The organism is Streptomyces harbinensis (genome assembly GCF_900116145.1).
In the GTDB taxonomy this organism is placed as follows: Bacteria; Actinomycetota; Actinomycetes; order Streptomycetales; family Streptomycetaceae; genus Streptomyces; species Streptomyces carpaticus.
In genome coordinates, this window is sequence record NZ_FPAB01000002.1 from 752,271 (window position 1) to 766,753 (window position 14,483).

Annotated in this window: 9 protein-coding genes; 6 read left to right on the top strand and 3 right to left on the bottom strand. The window is 72.2% G+C overall.

The window, feature by feature from the left end; genetic code table 11:
- Nucleotides 1-177: 177 nt before the first annotated feature.
- From BM385_RS07650 to BM385_RS07665, 4 genes are all read left to right on the top strand, one after another.
- Entirely contained in the window at nucleotides 178-444 is a 267-nt protein-coding gene (locus BM385_RS07650) for a hypothetical protein (RefSeq protein ID WP_019435932.1), read from the top strand.
- 111 nt (nucleotides 445-555) lie between these two features.
- On the top strand, nucleotides 556-1,395 hold the full coding sequence (locus tag BM385_RS07655) for an aldo/keto reductase (RefSeq protein WP_093842557.1): 840 nt from the start codon (nucleotides 556-558) through the stop codon (nucleotides 1,393-1,395).
- Nucleotides 1,396-1,500: 105 nt separating this feature from the next.
- Nucleotides 1,501-2,517, top strand: coding sequence for a LacI family DNA-binding transcriptional regulator (locus BM385_RS07660; protein WP_093842558.1), 1,017 nt, complete (start codon nucleotides 1,501-1,503; stop codon nucleotides 2,515-2,517).
- Between the two features lie 76 nt (nucleotides 2,518-2,593).
- Entirely contained in the window at nucleotides 2,594-4,138 is a 1,545-nt protein-coding gene (locus BM385_RS07665; protein WP_019435929.1) for an alpha-N-arabinofuranosidase, read from the top strand.
- Between the two features lie 79 nt (nucleotides 4,139-4,217).
- Here BM385_RS07665 and BM385_RS07670 read toward each other — a convergent pair whose 3' ends face one another.
- Nucleotides 4,218-6,500: a glycosyl hydrolase gene (locus BM385_RS07670; protein WP_254791464.1), complete on the bottom strand. Its 2,283-nt coding sequence runs from the start codon at nucleotides 6,498-6,500 to the stop codon at nucleotides 4,218-4,220.
- A 469-nt stretch (nucleotides 6,501-6,969) separates the two neighbouring features.
- Here BM385_RS07670 and BM385_RS07675 point away from each other — a divergent pair, with 469 nt between their 5' ends.
- Nucleotides 6,970-11,607 carry a GH92 family glycosyl hydrolase gene (locus BM385_RS07675; RefSeq protein WP_254791466.1) on the top strand — a complete coding sequence of 1,546 codons (4,638 nt, stop codon included), beginning with the start codon at nucleotides 6,970-6,972 and terminating at the stop codon, nucleotides 11,605-11,607.
- Between the two features lie 95 nt (nucleotides 11,608-11,702).
- On the opposite strand, the gene BM385_RS07680 is transcribed toward BM385_RS07675, so the two are convergent.
- Nucleotides 11,703-12,302, bottom strand: coding sequence for a DUF998 domain-containing protein (locus BM385_RS07680; RefSeq protein WP_093842560.1), 600 nt, complete (start codon nucleotides 12,300-12,302; stop codon nucleotides 11,703-11,705).
- A gap of 249 nt (nucleotides 12,303-12,551) precedes the next feature.
- On the opposite strand from BM385_RS07680, the gene BM385_RS07685 reads away from it, so the two are divergent.
- On the top strand, nucleotides 12,552-13,154 hold the full coding sequence (locus BM385_RS07685) for a DUF1648 domain-containing protein (RefSeq protein WP_093842561.1): 603 nt from the start codon (nucleotides 12,552-12,554) through the stop codon (nucleotides 13,152-13,154).
- Between the two features lie 90 nt (nucleotides 13,155-13,244).
- Here the strand turns inward: BM385_RS07685 and BM385_RS07690 are convergent, their stop codons facing one another.
- Nucleotides 13,245-14,072: a helix-turn-helix domain-containing protein gene (locus BM385_RS07690; RefSeq protein ID WP_175542937.1), complete on the bottom strand. Its 828-nt coding sequence runs from the start codon at nucleotides 14,070-14,072 to the stop codon at nucleotides 13,245-13,247.
- Nucleotides 14,073-14,483: the final 411 nt, after the last annotated feature.

Below are 14,483 nucleotides of genomic sequence, written 5' to 3' on the forward strand. Positions count from 1 at the left end.
CGCGAGCCAGAAGTCTAACGCAGCCGCAGGTCAGGGCGGTCACGGGGGAGTGGCGCCGCGGCTGCCCGCCGGGCCCGGAGGCGTGCGCCGGCTCCGGCGGTGCGCCGCGCGGGGGTGTGAACGCGCCGGGAGGGAGCAGAAGTACTACCCCGGTCCGCTGACACCCAGGAGGTCGCCATGGATCCCGCCCCCGCTCCCGCCATCACCGCGTTCCACGTGCGGACGCTGCTCGACTCGCCGGCCGAGGAGCCCGTGCTGTACATCGACACCAAGGAGGCGCCCCGTATCGAGGTGTGGACGGCGGACGACATCCGGCGCTCCACGATCGTGGTCACCCGCCGGGAGGTCACCGGCTGGATCGGCGAGGAGCCCGACGACGACGCGATCCACGAGGTGCTGCCCCGGCTGCAGGACATCGCCGACCGGCTGGCCGGCGGCTCCTGACCCGCCGGCACGCCCGCGCGTTCCGCCCTTCGGGCGAGGCCGGGGGCACACGCCGGGCGGCAGGGGCCCGACGTGCCCGCCCCGCGCGGTGCCCGGCTCTACGGTCAAGGTATGACAGCGACGATCGCTCTGAACGACGGCACCTCCATCCCCCAGCTCGGCTTCGGCACCTATCTGGTGCCGCCGCAGGACACCCAGGCGATCGTCGGCACGGCCCTGGAGGTCGGGTACCGGCACATCGACACCGCCCAGATGTACGGGAACGAGGCCGAGGTCGGCCGCGCCGTCGCCGAGAGCGGACTGCCGCGCGGTGAGCTGTACCTCACCAGCAAGCTCGACAACGGCAACCACCGGCCGGACGACGTACGGCGCACCTTCGCCGAGTCGCTGGCCAGGCTGGGCGTGGACCGGCTCGACCTGTTCCTGATCCACTGGCCGCTGCCCACCCTGTACGACGGCGACTACGTGTCCACCTGGCAGGCGGTCGCCGGGCTCATCGAGGAGGGGACGCTGCGCTCGGCGGGCGTCTCCAACTTCGAGCCGGAGCACCTGGACCGGATCATCGGCGAGACCGGGGTCGTCCCCGCCGTCAACCAGATCGAGGTGCACCCCTACTTCCCCAACGAGCGGGCCCGCGCCGCCTCGCTCTCCCACGGCATCGCCGTCGAGGCGTGGGGGCCGCTCGGCCAGGGCGCCGTCCTCGGGGACGAGGTGATCGCGGGCATCGCCGAGCGCACCGGACGGCCGCCGGCCCAGGTCATCCTGCGCTGGCACATCCAGCGCGGGGACATCGTCTTCCCCAAGTCCTCCAGCCGCGCCCGGATGGAGGAGAACTCCCGCATCTTCGACTTCGACCTCTCCCCGCAGGACATGGCGGCGATCGACGGGCTGGACCAGGGGCCGCAGGGCCGCGGCGGCCCGGACCCCAACACGTTCGCCTACCTGCCCTGATCCCCGGCCCCGGGCGGGTCCGGCCGGGTGCGCCACCGGTTACCCTGTGGATCGTCACACACCGGCACAGGGTGCGCTCCGGGCGGGAGGCAGACCATCGTCACCATGCAGGACGTCGCCCGGGCCGCCGGCGTGTCGCCGATGACCGTGTCGAACGTCGTCAACAACCGGCCGCATGTGCGGGAGGCGACGCGCGTCAAGGTGCTGGAGGCGATGGACCGGCTCGGCTACCGGGTCAACATCGCGGCCCGCAATCTGCGGGCCGGCCGGACCCAGACGATCGGTCTCGCGGTCCCCGAGATGGACCGGCCCTACTTCGCGGAGCTGGCCGCCCGCATCGTCCGGCACGCCCGCGCCGCCGGCTACCGGGTGGTCGTCGAGCAGACGGGGGCGCGGCGGGAGGAGGAACTGGACGCGATCGCCTGGTCCCGCAACAGCCTGTACGACGGGCTGATCCTCAGCACGGTCGCGCTGGGGCCGGACGACCGTGACCTGCTGCGGGTCGATTTCCCGGTGGTGATCCTCGGGGAGCGGATCTTCGACGCGCCGGTCGACCACGTCGCCATGCCCAACACCGACGGCGCCCGCACGGCCACCGCGCATCTGATCGGCAGCGGCTGCCGGCGGATCGCGATGGTCACCGGCCCGGATCTGGAGAGCACCAACATGGCCGGCCTGCGGTACGCCGGGTACCGGGAGGCGCTGCGGGCGGCGGGGCTGCCGCACGACGAGCGGCTGGTGGTGCGGCTGCCCCGGCTCGATCCGGCGAGCGGTGCCGAGGCGGCGGCGCGGCTGGCCCGGGCGGAGCCCGGCTGGGACGGGGTCGTCGCCGTCACCGACACGGTCGCCCTGGGGGTGGTGCGCGGGCTCGCCGACGCCGGGCTGCACGTTCCCGGGGACGTGCGGGTGGTGGGCTTCGACAACACCGAGGCGGGCCGCTTCGCCGTTCCGTCGCTGACCACCGTCGATCCGGACAACGACTGGATCGCCGCCCGCGCGGTCGGGCTGCTGGTCGGGCGTATCCGGGGGGACGCGGCGCAGGGCCGGCCGCGGGACGTGGTCAGTCCGTTCGGGCTGATCGAGCGGGAGTCCACCGGCGGCGGGCGGCGGCCGGCCGTCTGACGCCCGCCTCTTGACACCGGTCGTCGGCCCGGGTTTTTGTATCGATACACATCACTCTTCCCGACGGAGGCCGTCCGTGACCACCACCCGGGGCACCGCGATCGTCAACCTGGACATCGAGGGCCCGACCATCAGCCGCCATCTGTACGGTCACTTCGCCGAGCACCTGGGCGCCTGCATCTACGGCGGCTTCTACGTCGGCGAGGACTCCGAGATCCCCCACGAGGGCGGCATCCGGCTGGATGTCGTCGAGGCGCTCCGCGCCCTGGAGATCCCCAACCTGCGCTGGCCCGGCGGCTGTTTCGCCGACGAGTACCACTGGAAGGACGGCATCGGCCCCAAGGAGAGCCGGCCCAGGATGGTGAACACCCACTGGGGCGACGTCGAGGAGAACAACCACTTCGGCACCCACGAGTTCCTGGCCCTGTGCGAACTGCTGGGCGCCGAGCCGTACATCAGCGGCAACGTGGGCAGCGGCACCGTCCAGGAGATGAGCGAGTGGGTCGAATACCTCACCCGGGACGGCGACAGCCCGATGGTGCGGCTGCGCAAGGCGAACGGCCGGGACGAGCCGTGGCGGGTGCGGTTCTGGGGAATCGGCAACGAGACCTGGGGCTGCGGCGGGAACATGCGCGCCGAGTACTACGCGGACCTCGCCCGCCAGTACGCCACCTACTGCCGCGACCACGGTGACAACACGCTCTACCGCATCGCCTCCGGCGCCTCCGACAACGACCTCGCCTGGACCGAGACGCTGATGAAGCAGATCAGCTGCCCCGGCTGCGAGTTCACCCCGAAGAACTTCTTCCAGGCCCTCTCCCTGCACTACTACACGATGGCCGGCACCTGGGAGGCCAAGGGCAGCGCCACCGAGTTCGACACCGACACCTACTACCGCACCCTGGCCGCCGCCCGGCGGATCGACCGGATCATCACCGGCCACTCCACGGTCATGGACCTCTACGACCCGCTGCGCACGGTCGGCCTGGTGCTGGACGAGTGGGGCACCTGGTGGGACGTGGAGCCGGGCACCAACCCCGGCTTCCTCTTCCAGCAGAACACGCTGCGCGACGCCCTGGTGGCCGGCGTCCACTTCGACATCTTCCACAAGCACGCCGGGCGCCTGGTCATGGCCAACATCGCGCAGACCGTCAACGTCCTCCAGGCCATGATCCTCACCGACGGGGACCGGCTCGTGCGCACCCCCACCTACCACGTCTTCGAGATGAACAAGGGCCACCAGGACGCCACCTCGCTGCCGGTGCATCTGAAGCTCGCCGCCGGCGGCAGCCACGCCCTGCCCGACGGCAAGGAACTCGACACCCTGTCCGTCTCGGCCAGCACCAAGGACGGCGCCCTGCTGATCTCCCTCAGCAACCTGGACGCGGACGCCCCGGCGGAGGTCACCCTCGACCTGCGCGGCGGCTCCGTCGGCACCCCCACCGCCCGGCTGCTGACCGCCGACCGGCCGCAGGTCTTCAACAGCCCGCAGGATCCCGACGCCGTCGCGCCGCGCCCCTGGGACGAGGGCCTGCGCACCGACTCCGACCGGCCGGGCCTGCTCACCGTCACGCTGCCCGCGCACTCCTTCGCCACCGTGCGGGCCCCGATCGCCGGCTGACCCGGGAACCCCGGCACGTGCCGGCGGCCGGCCCCCGAAACGGGGGCCGGCCGCCGGCGGACCGGGGCGGGGGAGCGCGTCAGCCGTTCGAGGTGGCGGACGAACGGGCCGGCACGGTGAGGGTGGTGCCGTCCGAGAACGTCACCGTCCGCTCCGCGTCGGCGTGGTTGTGCGCCGTGTAGGTGCGCACCCCGTCCTTCTCGAACACCGCGGCGGTGGGAATGTCCGCCGTCACGTCCAGGTTGGGCGTGCCGACCGCGGCCAGGGTGGTGATCCAGTGGTAGGTGTGGGCCCGGGTCGCCCCGGCCTCCGGCTCGTACGCGTCGCCGTCCGCGTCGTAGGAGGACTTGGCGGTCGCCGGGTCGGCGAGGGCCTGGAACTGCCAGAGCAGGTCACGCCACTCCTCGAACGGGCCGCCGTTCTGCTCCACCAGGTGCGTCAGGTTCCGCTCGACGGCCTGCGGGTCGGCCGCCAGATGCAGCGAACCACCGGTCACCGGCAGCACGTTGATGCCGTGGATCTCCTCCGGGTTGGCGGTCCACCACGTGGAGTAGGCGGCGCCGGAGCCCCACACCATGCCGACGATCGGGTGCGTGTAGTCCTCGGGGTACACCTCCTGGTCGGCGTCGAACCAGTACTGGCGGATCGACTCGGCCTCGGTGGTCAGCAGGAAGACGCCCAGATCGCGCAGTTCGTCGTCGCCGGTGGCCGAGCCCCACAGGATGAGGCCGACGCTGAGGTTGATGGACTCCGAGGACGACTCCTGGTTGTTGCCGGCGGCGAAGCCCTGGTGACCGGCGGCCCAGCTGTGCCCCGCGTACGGGTCGAAGCCCCGCAGGAACGGGTAACGGTCGTCGTCGCGCGCCGGGTTGGCGGTGTCCCGGATCAGCTCGTGGACCATGCCGCCCCACGCGGACTGCTCGGCCCACGCGGGGTCGAACTGCGCGACGACGGCGGCGGCCATCACGAAGTAGCTGTAGTGGAAGTGGTGGTCGTTCAGCTCGGTGTCGCTGCCGTAGGACGCCGGGTAGCCGGTGAGCGTGGACCAGTCGGAGTCGTAGGAGAACTCGGCCGCACCGCCGACGGTGAACCATTCCTCCAGCCGGTCCTTGATCAGCGTCAGCAGCCGGTCGCGGGAGGCGTCGTCGCCGGCCTGGTCGGCGATGGTGGTGAGCTGCGCCAGCTTGCCGAGCTGCTTGCCGGTCCAGTAGGTGTCGGTGGCGCCCTCGAACGGGTCCTCCGCGCCGAGCACGTCGGCGATGTAGCCGGCGAGCCGGCCCTCGTCGACCGCGTCGCTCTCCGGCAGGACCGGCAGCACACCGGGGACGGTCTGGGTGGTGGTGAACGAGGCGCCCTCGCGGACCTTCATCGTGCCGCGCGGCGAGACGTACTCGTGGTCCAGCAGCGCGTCGTCGGTGTGCAGCCACTGGTGGCGGTAGAGCGCCTGGAGGGTGCCGGTCTCGGAGCCCTCGCGGGCCTCGGTCTCCAGCGTGTAGGTGGCGTTGACCTCGCCGGCGGCCGTGTCGTACTCCCACGACACCTGGGAGCCGGTGACGAAGCTGAAGGCGTACTGGGCGTAGGTGTCCAGCGCCTCCTGCTCGGGCAGCAGCGCGACCGAGTAGTAGTCGTTGTCGCCGAGCGCGGCCGTCACCGAGGTGCCGGAGACGTTCCAGTCGCTGCCGCTGGGGGCGAACAGCGCGTAGTGGTTGCCGGCGACGGTCACGCCGAGGATGTTGCCGTCGTCGGCGAAGACCTCGGGGGTGCCGTTGGTGATGATCTCGGCGTCACCGCCGTCCGCCTCGGCGTACACGTACGGCAGGCCGTGCCCGATGGTGGCGCGCAGTTCGCGGTCGCCGTCGCCCCAGTAGGGGGTGACGGTCCAGTCGGACCAGCCGTCCGCCCGGACGTCGGGCGCGTCGAGGCCGGTGACGCTGAGGGTGAGGTCGGCGGTGTGCGCGAACTCGTACTGCCGTCCCTCGCCGACGATGGTGTGGGCCGTGGGGTGACCCACCTGGAGGCCCTCGGCGACGGCCTGGTAGGTGAGGGGGTGCCCGTACATCGGCTGGGAGTACGGGTTGTCGGGGTAGCGCTTGAAGACGAGCGAGGACCACCACTCGTTGGTGGGGACCGGCTCTCCGGCGACCGCGTCGGTGACCTGCGGCAGGACCGGGGTGCCCATGTTGTCGGTGGGTCCCTGGGTGCCGGCCGGGCGGGAGTCGGAGTAACTGCCGTTGCCGACCGGGATCTCCGCGGCGGTGGCGGACGGGATGACCAGGGCTCCGGTGACGGCTGCCGCCGTCGCCGCCGCCGCGGTGGTCAGGGCGATCCGGCGTCGTCGCCGGTTCACGCGATGCTTGCTCATCTGCTACCTCAGGTGCGTGGGGGGAAGACGGGCAGGGCCGGACGTGTGGGACCGGCGTTCGCGAAGGTAGGAGGGTGCCGACGGCCTGTCAACGGAGCACGACCGGTTGCCGCCGCCGGGCCGGGACCGGGGGAGAGGGGAGGAACCGCAGGTGGGAAGGGGTGCGGGCGGCCGTGCCCGGGGCGGAGGCGGCCGGTGGAACGGCGGAAGATCAGTGTCGGCTCAGCCGCGCTTAAGAAGCGGTTAAGCCGCCACGGCCCCGGCGTGGTCGCCGGTATCCCCGTCCGCGACGGGAGACGGATCAGCCAGGAAAGGACGATCATCCGCCGTTCACAGGCAATCAAGTTGCTGTTCGCGGCGGAAGGAAACGGTCTAAGGCGATCCCCGTGTCGAAGGCTGCCCACGGTCCCCGATGGCGCGGCCACGCGGCCGGAGCACCGCCCAGGCAGCCGAGCAGTGAAGAGGCATCATGTTTCGTTTCCGACGGCGTCGGAACCAGCACATCGGAAAGAGAGCCGTCTCGGCGGCCGTCGCCGCCGCCCTGGTGGCCGGGCTCGGCCAGGTCGCCTCCGCACCGGGCGCCACCGCCCGCGACCAGGACACCGGCGCCGCGCAGCTCAGCCCGTTCGACGCGGTGGACCAGTTCATCGGCACCCGCCACGACACCACCCAGAACAAGGGCAACAGCGCCTACGGCAACACCTGGCCGGGCGCGACACTGCCCTTCGGCATGGTCCAGTTCACCCCCACCACGCACCACACCAGCGGCGGCGACAACTGGGGCGGGTACGAGTACGGCGCCGACCAGCTGCGCGGATTCGGCCTCACCCGGCTCTCCGGCACCGGCTGCGCCAACAACAACGGCGCCTTCGACGTCCCCGTCCTGCCGTACACCGGCCGGCTGACCGCCGACCACGCGCTGCCGACCTCGCCCGCCGACGGCATCCGCGACTACTACCTGGACTTCTCCCACGACAACGAGCACGCCGAGCCCGGCCACTACGCGGTCGGCCTGGACAACGGCACCGACGTCGCCCTGACCGCCACCCCCCGCACCGGCGTCGCCACCTTCGACTTCCCCGACGACCGGGACTCCGCCACCCTCATCTTCGACGTGGCCGGCTCCAACAACGGCTCCAGCGCGAGCGCGGTCACCGTCGCGGGCGACACCGTCTCCGGCTGGACCGAGACGCGCACCGTCTGCGGCGGCGGCAGCTACCGCGTCCACTTCTCCGCCACCTTCGACACCCCCCTCGCCTCGCACGGCACCTGGAGCGGCTCGGAGGTCACCCCCGGCGGCACGGAGGCCGCCTCGACCTTCAGCCACGGCTCGGGCGCCTTCGTCACCTTCCCGCGGGGCGCCGAGGTCACCGCCCGGATCGGCATCTCCTACGTCAGCGTGGAGAACGCCGCGCTCAACGCCGCCACCGAAACCGGCGACCGCACTCCGGAAGCGCTGCGCGCGCAGGCCGCCGCGGCCTGGCGGGACGCCCTGGGCACCGTCCAGGTCACCGGCGGCGACGACGCCCGGCGCACCGTCTTCTACACGGCGCTGTACCACGCGCTGCTGCACCCCAACCTGTACGACGACGTCAACGGCGAGTACCTCGGCTACGACGGCACCGTCCGGCGCGTCGCCGAGGGCCGCCACCAGTACGCCACGTACTCCGGCTGGGACGCCTACCGCGGCCACGCCCAGCTGATCGCGCTGCTCTTCCCCGAGGTCGGCTCGGACATCAACCAGTCCCTGACGGACCTGGCGACCCAGACCGGCCGCTGGCCCAACTGGCCGCACAACGGCGTCTCCCAGCAGAAGATGAGCGGCGACGGCCTCCAGGTGATGCTGGCCTCGATCGACGCGTTCGGCAGCACCGACTACGACCGCGAGGCCGCGCTCGCCTCCATGGTCGCCACCCAGACGCTGCCCGCCGACCGCAGCAACCGCGCGCACCTGCACCAGTACGCGGGCCTGGGCTGGGTCGAGAGCCGCAACGGCGACGTCGCCACCTCCAGGACGCTGGAGTACGCCATCAACGACTTCGCGATCGCCCAACTGGCCGCCCGGCTCGGGGACGAGGACAACCACCGCCGGTTCATGACCCGCGCGCAGCACTGGCAGAACCTCTTCGACCCGGTCAGCGGCCACATCCGGCCCCGCGATCGCAACGGCTTCGACCGCGGCTTCAACCTCGGCGAACGCGGCGACCAGTTCGAGCAGTCCACCGGCTACCAGTACGGCTGGCTCGTCCCGCACAACCTGGCGGCCCTCATCGAGCGCCGGGGCGGCACCGAGGCCGTCGCCGCACAGCTCGACACCTTCTTCACCGAGCTGGACGCCGGCGTGTACGACACCCCGTACGCCTACCTCAGCAACGAGGGCGACTTCCACACCCCCTGGATCTACAACTGGCTGCGCCGGCCCGCTTCGACCACCGATGTGCTGTACCGCGCCGCCGAGGAGATGTTCGACACCTCGCCGAGCGGCCTGCCCGGCAACGACGACCTCGGCGCGCTCTCCGCCTGGTACGTGTGGGCCGCGATCGGCCTGCACCCCTCGGTGTACGGCACCGCCGACCTCGCCGTCTCCTCCCCGATGTTCGAGCGGGTGCTGATCGACAGCGCCGGCAGCGACCGCGCCATCGCCATCGAGGCGCCCGGCGCCGGAACGGAGCAGCGCTACATCCGCTCCCTCGCCGTCAACGGCACCGACTCCACCGCCTCCTGGCTCCCGGAGAGCTTCACCCGGACCGGCGGCACCCTGGACTTCACCCTGGGCACCACCCCCGGCACCTGGGGCACCGGCCCCGACGACGTGCCGCCCTCCTACGGCGACCGGCAGGACGCGTACAACAACATCGGCACCACGGCGGACGGCCGCGGCGCCACCGGCATGCTGGACGCCTCCGGCAACAGCCTCTCCCGCGACCACCTGGCCGCCGCCGGAGCCGGCCCGGGCGCCGCGCTGACGGTGCCGGAGACCGACACCGTCTTCCACTGGCCCGACACCCCGGCGGGCGAGCCCGACAACTGGGTGCCGCACGGCCAGCGCGTGGACCTCGGCGGACGCCACGGCGCGTCGGTGTCCTTCCTCGGCCTGGCCACCAACGGCCCGGCCGAGGGCACAGCCACCGTTCTCTACACGGACGGCTCCACCCAGGAGGTGCCGGTCCAATTCACCGACTGGACCCCGGGCACCGCCTACCGCTTCGGCAATGTGCCGGTGGTCACCGTCCCCGGCCGCAACCGCGCGGACGGCGGGCAGGACACCACCGAGGCGAAGGTCTTCGCCACCGCGCCGGCCGCCATCGACCCGGACCGGGCCGTCGAGGCCGTCCGGCTGCCGGAGGGCTCCGACCGGGGCGTCATGCACATCTTCGACGTGGCGCTCAGCGACACGGCACCGCCGGCCCCGGACGAGACACCCGAACGGGTCGTCCTCACCCCGGCCGCCGACCCGGCCACCGAGCAGCGGATCACCTGGCGCAGCCGGGCGGATACGGGCACCGTCGAGGTCCGCGCGGGCGAGGCGGGCGAGGTGCGGACGGTGGAGGCCGAGGTGCGGACCGAAGCGCACATCGCTGACCCGGCGTTCACCGGCTGGACGGCCGCCCTCACCGGCCTGGAGCCGGACACCCGCTACTCCTACCGGGTCGGCCACGACGGCGCCTGGAGCCCCTGGCACACCTTCACCACGGCCGCCGCCGGGGCCGAACCGTTCACCTTCCTCTACTACGGCGACAACCAGCAGGGGCTCGGCGACGTCTGGCCGGCCATCGCGGCGCAGGCGAACGAGGCGTACCCGTACGCCAGGGCCGCCCTGTACGCCGGGGACCTCATCGACAACTCCCACGAGGGGGAGTGGAACACCTGGTTCGCCGCCAACCCGGCCGCCCTCGCCTCCCAGCTGAACCTGGTAACGGTCGGCAACCACGAGTTCAACTCCGGCAACGGCCTGCTCCAGACCAACCGGGCAAGCTTCGTCTACCCGGACAACGGCCCGCTGCCGGCCGATGCCGGGGCGGACGCCGACCGGTACGGTGCGCATCTGGCGGCGGCGCTGCGGGACACCGTGTACCACGTGGACCACCAGGACGTCCGGTTCGTGGTGCTCAACGCCAACCGGGACGACATCTGCGAGCTCGTCCGCCCGGCCGACCTCGCGGACTTCGACTGCGACGAGGCCCGCGGCGTCTGGGTGCGCATGCAGGCCGTGTGGCTGGACCGGGTGCTGACGGAGAACCCCAGCACCTGGACGGTCGTCCTGCACCACCAGCCGGTGTTCTCCACCGGCGCCGGCCGCGACGAGCCGGACATCCGTGAGGCATGGCTGCCCGTCTACCAGGAGCACAACGTCGATCTGGTGCTCGCCGGTCACGACCACACCTACGCGCGCGGCTACGTGAACGACGACGCGACGGACACCCCGGGGCTGACCACCGGGCCGGTGTACGTGGTAGCGGACGCCGGTTCGAAGTTCTACGACCTCCAGCCGGCGGACGACAACGTGTGGACGCGCAACGGTGCCACCCAGGTCACCCGGGCGCAGCAGACGTCCACGTACCAGGCGATCACGGTGGACGGCGAGAGCCTGTCGTACCGTTCGGTGATCGCCCACAAGGGCGACGACCGGGCGGCCCCGGGGGAGATCGGGGACACGCTGGACAGCTTCACCGTGACGCGGTACGCGGATGGGACGAAGTGGGTCACCGAGGAAGGCGTGACGCCCCCGGAGCGGCCGGAGGACCCGGACGACGGGGAGGACCGGACCGGCGGCGGTGACACCGGCGGTGACACGGGGGGCGAGAGCGGGGGCGAGAGCGGCGGTTCGGACGGCCCGCAGAACCCGGCCCCCACCACCGGCGGCGGTGACAGCGGCGGCGGCGATGTCGCAGGCGGTGGCACGGCGGCCGGTTCCGGCGGCAGCGGCAGCACCGGCAGCATCGGCACCACCGGCGGCGGGGGCTCCGGCGGCCACCCGGACGGAGGCGGCAAGGGTCCGCTGGCGAGCACCGGTACCGCCGTACTCCCCGCCCTCGTCCTCACCTTCGCGGCGCTGATCGCCGGCACCGCGCTGCTGCTGTGGCGCCGCCGCCTGACGGCACGCTGAACCGGCACCACCCACGGGTCCCCCTCACCCCACGGTGAGGGGGACCCGCCGCGTCCGGTTCCGGTTCCGGCCCCGTCCGCGGTGGCGCCGCCCGCCTACCGGGCCGCGTGGGCGAAGACGATGCCCAGCCAGAGCCAGCCGGTGACGATGAACACGCGCTGGATCAGACCGGTGCGGGGGTCGTCGCTCTCCCACGCCTGCGAGAACCGGGCCATGCTGACGACGGTGACGAGCGCGGTGAGCGCCGCGTACACCTTCCAGCCGGTCCCGGGCAGGACGAACACCGCGACGAGGGCCGCGACGGGCAGCGCACCGAAGACCGCGAAGCCGGCCCAGTCGTGCCGCTCATGAGTCTCCGAGAACCGCGGGGGATCCCCCTCCGGGGTGCCGGGCGGATAGCCGCGCATGGGGTCCATGGGATAGACGCCGGAGGCCACCAGCGCCAGTCCGAACACCGCGACCACCACGCCGAGCAGCACGCTGTCGACCGCTCCCGGGAGGGCGGCGGCGCCGGCGGTGATCGCCAGGCCGCCGACGATGAAGTTCGTCTTCTGCACCCAGCCCCGGTCACCGAGGGCGAGAGCGCTCACCGGATGCCGGACGGGGCGGTACCCGGGGCGGGTCCAGCCGTCGATCAGAAAGGTCACGACGAACAGCCAGCTTCCGAGGGCACCGAGCCACAGCAGGCCCGTCACACGGCCCCCTCGGTCGGCATGGGCGGACATATGGGTTCAGGGAGCACGGTGGAGTCCATCCGGAGCGACGGGCGCGGAACCCGAACCTAGGTAGGCAGGCCGGAGCCCGTCAAGGCCGGGGCACCCGGGGCAGGTTGGGCGTTGTCCTGGGCGGGTGGCGCCTGGAACCTCGCCCGCTCCGGGGTGGCCTCGCGCCCCGGCACTACAGTGGAACGGCGGAACTGGAAGCGCCATGGGGAAGGACCGCACATGAGGACCGGTACGGGGGAGCGGCCGGCGGGAAGTCCGTGGTGGTGGCTGCTGCCGGGCCTGCTGCTGCTCGGTGTGATGACCGCATGGGGGCTGCTGCGTTACCCGGAGCTGCCCGACCGGATACCGCAGCACATCGGCCCCGGCGGTGTGGACGCGTGGACGGACAAGAGCGTGGGCATGGCGTTCCTGCCGGTGTTCCTCTACGCGGGACTGATCGCGATCACGGCCGGCTGCGCCTTCGCGGTCACGCGCACCACGCCGCTGGACGAGATGCCCGCACCGAGCGACCGGTGGGCCATGGCCGCCGCCACCATGAACGGCCGTCCGGCCACGGCGGCTTCGGCCCGCCGGGTGGCCGGGGCGCTGCTGATGACCAACGCCCTCCTCGGCGTCGCCCTGCTGCCGTTGTGCTGGATCCAGTGGCGCGCCGACCAGACCGCCGCGGTCCCGGCCTGGACCTGGATTCTCGCCGCGACGGCCTTTCTGCTGTCGATGGTGCCCACCACCCGGGCCTGGTGGGCCGATGCCCGGGTGCGGGCGGCGGGGCGCGGTGTCTCCACCGGGAACGGCGCGGGGACGGCCCCCGGCCGGGACGGCTGAAACGGCGGCTGCTCGCAGGCGCGCCCGGGGGCGGAGCCGCGCTGCGGAGCCGGCTGGGCGGGGACGGGGTGCGGGTGTTGCCTCCTCGGGTCAGTGGACGACGGGACGGCCGAACCGGGCGAGCCAGGTGAAAGCGGGCAGTGCGCGGAGCGTGGGCCCCGGGTCGGACAGGGTGCGGTCACCCCCGCGGGCCGCCTCCCTGGCCTGGATGCCCAGCGCCGTGGCCACCACTGTCAGCCAGGTCTCGGTCGAGGGAGTGTGGTGCGCGGTGGTGCCCGGCGGCATGCCGCGCGGCAGCGCGGCGAGGGCGTGGCGGCCGGTGAGGACGCGTAAGGGGCCCGCCGAGCCCGGCAGATGGGACAGCAGCTTGGCTGGACAGAACGGGTCGGACGGCCGCGCCGGCAGGGAGAGCGCGTGCGTCAGCTCCAGGAGACGCTGGTGCGCCCCCGGCGCGGTGGTGAACACCGCTATCGGCCGGGTCCCCAGATGCAGGGCGACCGGAGCCCCGAGGTCCGGGCCGAGCACCGGCTCCACGGGGAAGACGTAGGTGTCCAGCCGGTCCGGCTGGACGCGCCACTTGCGCCACACGCGCGCGACCGTGGTGTACGAGACGTCCAGCCGGGAGGCGAGCAGGCGCGAGGACCAGCGGGGTGCGCGCAGCGCGGGTGGTGGGATGCCGCGGTCCGCCAGGGTCTCGGCCAGGATCTCCGCCTCGTCCACCTGCACCCGCCGCCCCGGCCGCGGTCGGTCGGTCAGGCCGTCGATGCCGGCCGCTCCGTAGCGTTCACGCCACTTCAGCACGGTGGGCCGGGTGGTCCCGGTGCGCTGGGCGATCTCGGTGTTGGGCAGTCCGCTGGCCGCGAGCAGGACGATGTGGGCTCGCTGCGCCAGTTGTGTGGGGGCTTTCGAAATGATCAACTCCAATCTTTGTCGGTCGCCGTGCTGCAACACTAACGCCGGTGCCACGTACATGACTTCGATTATGCCTATTCGTCAAACGTAAAGCATGCAATGGCACATTGCGATTGCTTGGCAAGCCGATGGGGTTCGGCTAGTGTGGAGATGACCTAAGGACGACGGGGTGAGTGGTCCTTTTCGGGACCTCGTTCAGTAATGGGGGGTGCTGTGGCGCGGGTCTGTTGTCGTGTGCACGCTGCGACTGCTCAACTGGAGCAGTAAGCGGTCAAACAGCGCGAGTTCGCTGATCACTGAATTCTTCACATGCGCCCCGCGTCGGCCGGGTGCGTATTCGGCATGCGCCTGACCGAGTTTCTTTTCCTTTGGCGCTGTCGTAGTTCTGCGTGTCCGGACTTGGTCTTGGGGGAATGG